This window comes from Raoultella sp. (assembly GCF_039594335.1).
Taxonomy (GTDB): Bacteria; Pseudomonadota; Gammaproteobacteria; order Enterobacterales; family Enterobacteriaceae; genus Klebsiella.
The window spans coordinates 1-7,106 of the sequence record NZ_JBCNNS010000176.1; the positions used below are offsets into that span (position 1 = coordinate 1).

Here is a 7,106-nt window from a genome sequence, read left to right on the forward strand (position 1 = left end):
GCCTCCCATAATGGCGTGGTGGAGAATGACTTCACGCTGGCCGAGTCGATGCGTAAACCGCAGTACTGGATGCTCGCTGTGATGTTCCTGACTGCCTGCATGAGCGGCCTGTATGTCATTGGCGTAGCAAAAGATATCGCCCAAGGGATGGTGCATCTGGATGTCGCGACGGCGGCGAATGCGGTCACCGTTATCTCTATCGCTAACCTGAGTGGACGTCTGGTTCTGGGGATCCTGTCGGATAAAATTTCCCGTATCCGCGTCATTACTATCGGTCAGGTGGTTTCACTGGTTGGCATGGCTGCGCTGCTGTTTGCACCGCTGAATGCCATAACCTTCTTTGCCGCGATTGCCTGCGTCGCCTTTAATTTCGGTGGGACGATTACCGTGTTCCCGTCGCTGGTTAGTGAATTCTTCGGTCTGAATAACCTGGCAAAAAACTACGGCGTCATCTATTTGGGCTTTGGTATCGGCAGCATCTGCGGATCGCTGATTGCCTCGCTGTTTGGCGGGTTTTACGTGACCTTCTGCGTTATCTTTGCCCTGCTGATTCTCTCCCTGGCGCTCTCCGCGACGATTCGCCAGCCAAAAGGGGAAGCCTACACTGAAGCCCATGCCTGATACGCTATCTTCGCAGCGTCATACCGGCATTTCCTGAGCGATTCGTGCCCGTCCAACCAAATGTTTTGTAAATGTTTGGTTGGATCACATTCCCGCCTGATACTTTTTCCTTTCTCTGTGGTCTACTTAGCGCGCTTTATAGAGGTTTCTTATACTCACCGGCCTTCAAACTGCCTTATTGTTGACTGCGCTCGTTCGTCCCAGTCACTTACTTGAGTAAGCTCCAGAGGGGTCACGAGTCTGTCGCCTCAAGGCATCTCGAATGGGTTTGAGTAGTTAATCAACCTGAACGCACCCTATTAATCTGCCCGCTTATATTGCGTGAGTCAGGCGGTTTTATCTCTTATTTTTCCAGGTTTGATGCATGAATTATATTAGAACGATGACACAGCAAAAAGTCAGTCTTTGGCTGGCTCTGTACATCGGCTGGTTTATGAACGTTGCTGTGCTTTACCGTCGCCTTGATGGTTATGCGCAGGAATTTACCCTCTGGAAAGGGCTTTCCGGGATTGTGGAACTGGTTGCCACCGTGCTGGTGACATTTTTCCTGCTGCGTATTCTGTCGCTGCTGGGCCGACGCGTCTGGCGAATACTCGCCACGCTGGTGGTGATTTTTTCCGCTGCTGCCAGCTATTACATGACTTTCCTGAACGTGGTGATTGGTTACGGCATCATTGCGTCGGTCATGACCACGGATATCGATCTGTCTCAGGAAGTGGTTGGCTGGTATTTGATTCTGTGGCTGACGCTGGTCAGTGCTCCGCCGCTGCTGCTTATCTGGAGCAACCGCTGCCAACACACTCTGCTGCGGCAAATTCGGACGCCGGGTCAGCGGGTAAAAAACATCGCGATCGTTGCCCTCGCCGGGTTAATGGTTTGGGGGCCGATTCGTCTGCTCGAACTGCGGCAGAAGGACGTTGAGCGCAGCTCTGAAGTTGATATGCCGAGCTACGGTGGGGTGATTGCCAACTCGTATCTGCCATCAAACTGGCTTTCCGCGCTGGGGCTGTACGCCTGGGCGCAGGTGGATGAGTCCTCAGATAACAAGTCGTTGATAAACCCGGCAAAGAAATTCACCTATGTAGAGCCGCAGGGCCTGGATGATACTTACGTGGTGTTCATTATCGGTGAAACCACCCGTTGGGATCATATGGGAATACTGGGTTATCAGCGCAATACCACGCCGAAGCTGGCGCAGGAGAAAAACCTGGTTGCCTTCCGTGGCTACTCCTGCGATACCGCGACCAAACTCTCTCTGCGCTGCATGTTTGTGCGTGAGGGCGGGGCGGAAGACAATCCGCAGCGAACGCTGAAAGAGCAAAACGTCTTTGCTGTCCTGCACCAGATGGGCTTTACCGGCGACCTGTATGCGATGCAGAGCGAGATGTGGTTCTACAGCAATACCATGGCGAACAGCATTGCCTATCGCGAGCAGATTGGCGCGGAACCGCGTAACCGCGGCAAAAGCGTGGACGACATGCTGCTGGTGGATGAGGTTAAGCGCTCTCTGATGAAGAGTGACCATGGTAAACACTTGATTATTCTCCATACCAAAGGTTCGCACTTTAACTATACCCAGCGCTACCCGCGCAGCTTTGCGCAATGGCAGCCGGAGTGTGTGGGCGTGGACAACAAATGCTCGAAAGCGGAGCTGATCAACTCTTACGATAATAGCGTGACCTACGTCGATCACTTCATTGTGAGCGTGTTGGATCAATTGCGTGATAAGAAGGCAATTGTGTTCTATGCCGCCGATCACGGGGAGTCTATCAACGAACATGAGCACCTGCACGGTACGCCGCGTAAGATGGCGCCGCCGGAACAGTTCCGTGTGCCGATGATGGTATGGATGTCGGATAAGTATCTGGCAGCGCCAGACCATGCCGCTTCGTTTGCCCGCCTCAAAGAGCAGGCGGCGATGAAAGTCCCACGTCGTCACGTTGAGCTGTATGACACCATCATGGGCTGTCTTGGCTACACCTCGCCGGACGGCGGGATTAATGAGAATAACAACTGGTGCCGCGTTGCCGATGCGGGGAAAACCGTGGAGAAATAGCGGGAGTGGCGAGTTTCTCGCCGCTTGAGCTATTTTTTCCAAATAAGGCATTGACGGGTGTGAGTCCCAGCAGTAAGATGCGCCCGCATTCGGTGATTGGCGCAGCCTGGTAGCGCACTTCGTTCGGGACGAAGGGGTCGGAGGTTCGAATCCTCTATCACCGACCAAATTTAAAAGCCTGCTCAACGAGCAGGCTTTTTTGCATCTGCGGCCGACGAGGATGAGAACCTCCGGGGGCAGGTTTGACTATGCTGGGGGCCTTGGGCGGTCGTTTGTGCCTCAACGATTTTTAGCCGGCTTAACATCCCTCTGCCATATTTCCCGATCTCCCCCTGCTTCTTTTTACCCCGACAGCAAAAACAGTCTCTTATCCAAGCCAGCGTGAAAATGAAATCCTGCGCATTAATGGTGTTGAGCTGCGGGCTGGACGCAACGATGCCGGTGGGTGATAGTTAACCAAAGTCACAAAAAAAGCACGAATCCTTGTTTCATGCCGTCTGTTAACTATTTTGTGACATCTTCCATTGTATTTTTTTATATATATAAGGCTCTTTTTTCGCGAAGCTTATGGATAACGGCAGCATTTTCCGCTATGCGTTTTAACGTTCACGCTATTAATCGCTCACATATTGGCCACATCGCAATAAATTTTCACCATTTACCAGAATTGCTTATAACTGGCTGCTGCGAATTATTAAGGTATTTATGCTGCCTTTTTGCCGCTAGCATAAATTTCTCTGCTGAAAATAGTGTCTTGAAGTTTTTTTAATCTTTGCCTGCTGATTCTCACCCCGGATGTAAAACCTGGTTGGCTGTATTGACGTTTACGCATTCTGTTGACAGATTGTAGGGCATGAGGGGCATTTCATGGAGAATCCGCACTGCAACTCAGGCGTTTTTGTGAAAGGAATCCCCATCTCTCTCAATGCCTTCGGGCACCACCGACCGGACCGGGTATATTCTAAATAGTTCGAGCTGCAGGAAGGCGGCAAGCTGAGAATCGCCAGGAGCATAGATCCACTATGTGACCATGGCGATCGAGTGCAACCAACGCATCCGTAGTTCAAAATATGACGAATAAAAATAAATAAAGGTCTGGCGGATATATGCAAACAACATCACATTTGGAGCAGAATAATGAGTATTTCCTTGAAAAAGTCAGGGATGCTGAAGCTTGGTCTGAGCCTGGTCGCTCTGACCGTTGCAGCAAGTGTTCAGGCTAAGACCCTGGTTTATTGTTCTGAAGGTTCGCCAGAAGGCTTTAACCCACAGCTATTTACTTCAGGTACAACCTACGACGCCAGTTCGGTACCCATCTATAACCGTCTGGTGGAATTCAAAACCGGTACTACGGAAGTTATTCCAGGCCTGGCGGAAAAATGGGAAGTGAGCGCGGACGGAAAAATCTATACATTCCATCTGCGTCAGGGCGTGAAGTGGCAGGATAATAAAGACTTTAAACCCACTCGCGATCTGAATGCCGACGACGTTGTATTCTCGTTCGATCGCCAGAAAAACGCGCAAAACCCGTACCATAAAGTGTCCGGCGGCAGCTATGAATATTTCGAAGGGATGGGCCTGCCTGACCTGATTAGCGAAGTGAAGAAAGTTGACGATAAAACCGTCCAGTTTGTGCTGACCCGCCCGGAATCGCCGTTCCTTGCAGATCTCGCCATGGACTTCGCCTCTATTCTTTCAAAAGAGTATGCTGACAACATGCTGAAAGCCGGTACGCCGGAGAAAGTGGACCTGAACCCAATCGGTACCGGCCCGTTCCAGTTGCTGCAGTATCAGAAAGACTCCCGTATTCTGTATAAAGCCTTCCCGGGCTACTGGGGCACCAAGCCGAAAATCGATCGCCTGGTCTTCTCTATCACCCCTGATGCTTCCGTGCGCTACGCGAAACTGCAGAAAAATGAATGCCAGATCATGCCGTACCCGAACCCGGCAGATATCGCGAGCATGAAACAAGATAAAAATATTACCCTGCTGGAACAGCCGGGCCTGAACGTCGGCTATCTCTCCTTCAACACCGAGAAGAAACCGCTGGATAACGTCAAGGTCCGCCAGGCGCTGACCTATGCGGTCAATAAAGAAGCGATTATCAAAGCCGTTTACCAGGGCGCAGGCCAGGCGGCGAAGAACCTGATTCCGCCGACCATGTGGGGCTATAACGACGACGTTAAAGACTACACTTACGATCCGGAAAAAGCGAAAGCGCTGCTGAAAGAAGCGGGTCTGGAGAAAGGCTTCTCCATCGATCTGTGGGCGATGCCGGTACAGCGTCCGTACAACCCGAACGCGCGCCGTATGGCGGAGATGATTCAGGCTGACTGGGCCAAAATCGGCGTGCAGGCCAAGATCGTCACCTACGAGTGGGGCGAGTATCTGAAGCGTGCGAAAGCAGGCGAGCACCAGACCGTGATGATGGGCTGGACCGGCGACAACGGGGATCCGGATAACTTCTTCGCCACCCTGTTCAGCTGTGCGGCGGCAAAAGACGGCTCGAACTACTCTCGCTGGTGCTACAAGCCGTTTGAAGATCTGATTCAGCCGGCACGTGCGACCGACGACCACAACAAACGTATCGAGCTCTACAAGCAGGCTCAGGTGGTGATGCATGACCAGGCTCCGGCGCTGATCGTCGCTCACTCCACCGTCTATGAGCCGGTGCGTAAAGAAGTCAAAGGCTACGTGGTCGATCCATTAGGTAAACACCACTTCGATAACGTCTCTATCGAATAATAACAGTGTGTTCCCCCTCTCCCCGCCTTGGGGAGAGGGAATTGACATTTGTGAGCAATACAGACGTCCGGTCACCAGGCGGGGCGTCACTATAGAGAATCCGGGTTATGTTGCAGTTCATCCTCCGACGTTTGGGACTTGTCATCCCGACATTTATCGGTATTACCCTTCTCACCTTTGCCTTTGTGCATATGATTCCCGGTGACCCGGTGATGATTATGGCGGGCGAACGTGGTATTTCCCCTGAACGTCACGCTCAGCTGCTGGCTGAAATGGGCCTTGATAAGCCGATGTGGCAGCAGTATGCCCACTATATCTGGGGTGTGCTGCATGGGGATTTAGGCATCTCGCTGAAAAGCCGCATTCCCGTGTGGCAGGAGTTCGTGCCGCGCTTTAAAGCCACGATGGAACTGGGTGTGTGCGCGATGATTTTCGCCGTCATCGTCGGTATTCCGGTGGGCGTACTGGCGGCGGTCAAACGCGGCTCTATCTTCGATCACACCTCCGTCGGCCTCGCGCTGACCGGCTATTCCATGCCGATCTTCTGGTGGGGCATGATGCTGATCATGCTGGTTTCGGTACAGCTCAACCTGACGCCGGTTTCCGGACGCATCAGCGACACCGTATTCCTTGACGATACCCTGCCGCTGACCGGTTTTATGCTGATCGATACCGCGATTTGGGGCGAGCCGGGCGATTTTATTGATGCCTTAATGCACATGATCCTGCCTGCCGTGGTGCTGGGCACTATTCCGCTGGCGGTGATTGTACGTATGACCCGTTCGTCGATGCTGGAAGTGCTGGGCGAAGATTATATTCGCACCGCGCGCGCCAAGGGGCTGACCCGGATGCGCGTCATCGTGGTCCATGCGCTGCGTAACGCGATGCTGCCGGTGGTCACGGTGATTGGGCTCCAGGTCGGGACGCTGCTGGCAGGCGCCATTCTGACCGAAACGATCTTCTCCTGGCCTGGTTTAGGGCGCTGGCTGATCGATGCGCTGCAACGCCGTGATTACCCGGTGGTGCAGGGCGGGGTCCTGCTGGTCGCGACGATGATTATCCTCGTCAACCTGCTGGTCGATCTGCTGTACGGCGTGGTGAACCCGCGTATTCGGCATAAGAAGTGAGGGGCCACCATGTCACAAATTACTGAAAATAAAGTTGTCGCCGCACCGGTGCCAATGACTCCTTTGCAGGAGTTCTGGCACTATTTCAAACGCAACAAAGGGGCGGTTGTCGGCCTGGTCTACGTGGCGATTATGATTATTATCGCCGTGTTCGCTAACTTCATCGCTCCCTATAACCCGGCGGATCAGTTCCGCGACGTACTGCTGGCGCCACCGGCCTGGCAGGAAGGGGGAAGCTTTGCGCATCTGCTGGGTACCGATGACGTGGGCCGCGATATTCTGTCGCGACTGATGTACGGCGCGCGCTTATCGCTGCTGGTTGGCTGTCTGGTGGTGGTGCTGTCGCTGATTCTCGGCGTGGTGCTCGGCCTGGTAGCGGGCTACTTTGGCGGCGTTGTTGACTCCATCATTATGCGCGTTGTCGATATTATGCTGGCGCTGCCGAGCCTGCTGCTGGCGCTGGTGCTGGTGGCTATCTTCGGCCCCTCGATTGTGAATGCCTCGCTGGCGCTGACCTTTGTCGCCCTGCCGCACTACGTGCGATTGACCCGCGCCGC

The 7,106-nt window shown here is 53.4% G+C and carries 5 protein-coding genes and 1 tRNA gene; all 6 read left to right on the forward strand.

What is annotated here, in order from left to right; translation table 11 throughout:
* The coding region (locus ACZAHD_RS20420; protein ID WP_462458381.1) for an MFS transporter at nt 1–621 on the forward strand (621 nt) is incomplete at its 5' end.
* A 364-nt stretch (nt 622–985) separates the two neighbouring features.
* Nucleotides 986–2,677, forward strand: a complete 1,692-nt coding sequence (eptB, locus tag ACZAHD_RS20425) for a kdo(2)-lipid A phosphoethanolamine 7''-transferase (RefSeq protein WP_462458382.1) — start codon at nt 986–988, stop codon at nt 2,675–2,677.
* Between the two features lie 90 nt (nt 2,678–2,767).
* Nucleotides 2,768–2,844, forward strand: a tRNA-Pro gene (locus tag ACZAHD_RS20430).
* A 970-nt stretch (nt 2,845–3,814) separates the two neighbouring features.
* Nucleotides 3,815–5,422: a dipeptide ABC transporter periplasmic-binding protein DppA gene (gene dppA, locus ACZAHD_RS20435; RefSeq protein ID WP_462458383.1), complete on the forward strand. Its 1,608-nt coding sequence runs from the start codon at nt 3,815–3,817 to the stop codon at nt 5,420–5,422.
* Between the two features lie 107 nt (nt 5,423–5,529).
* Nucleotides 5,530–6,549 carry a dipeptide ABC transporter permease DppB gene (gene dppB / locus ACZAHD_RS20440; RefSeq protein ID WP_004868763.1) on the forward strand — a complete coding sequence of 340 codons (1,020 nt, stop codon included), beginning with the start codon at nt 5,530–5,532 and terminating at the stop codon, nt 6,547–6,549.
* 9 nt (nt 6,550–6,558) lie between these two features.
* Nucleotides 6,559–7,106 (forward strand): ABC transporter permease subunit (locus ACZAHD_RS20445; protein WP_462458384.1); only part of this gene is annotated, 548 nt, incomplete at its 3' end.

What these genes read in the sequence shown, in the direction of transcription:
- eptB (WP_462458382.1), top strand. Translation starts at nt 986, where the DNA reads ATGAATTATATTAGAACGATGACACAGCAAAAAGTCAGTCTTTGGCTG.
- dppA (WP_462458383.1), top strand. Translation starts at nt 3,815, where the DNA reads ATGAGTATTTCCTTGAAAAAGTCAGGGATGCTGAAGCTTGGTCTGAGC.
- dppB (WP_004868763.1), top strand. Translation starts at nt 5,530, where the DNA reads ATGTTGCAGTTCATCCTCCGACGTTTGGGACTTGTCATCCCGACATTT.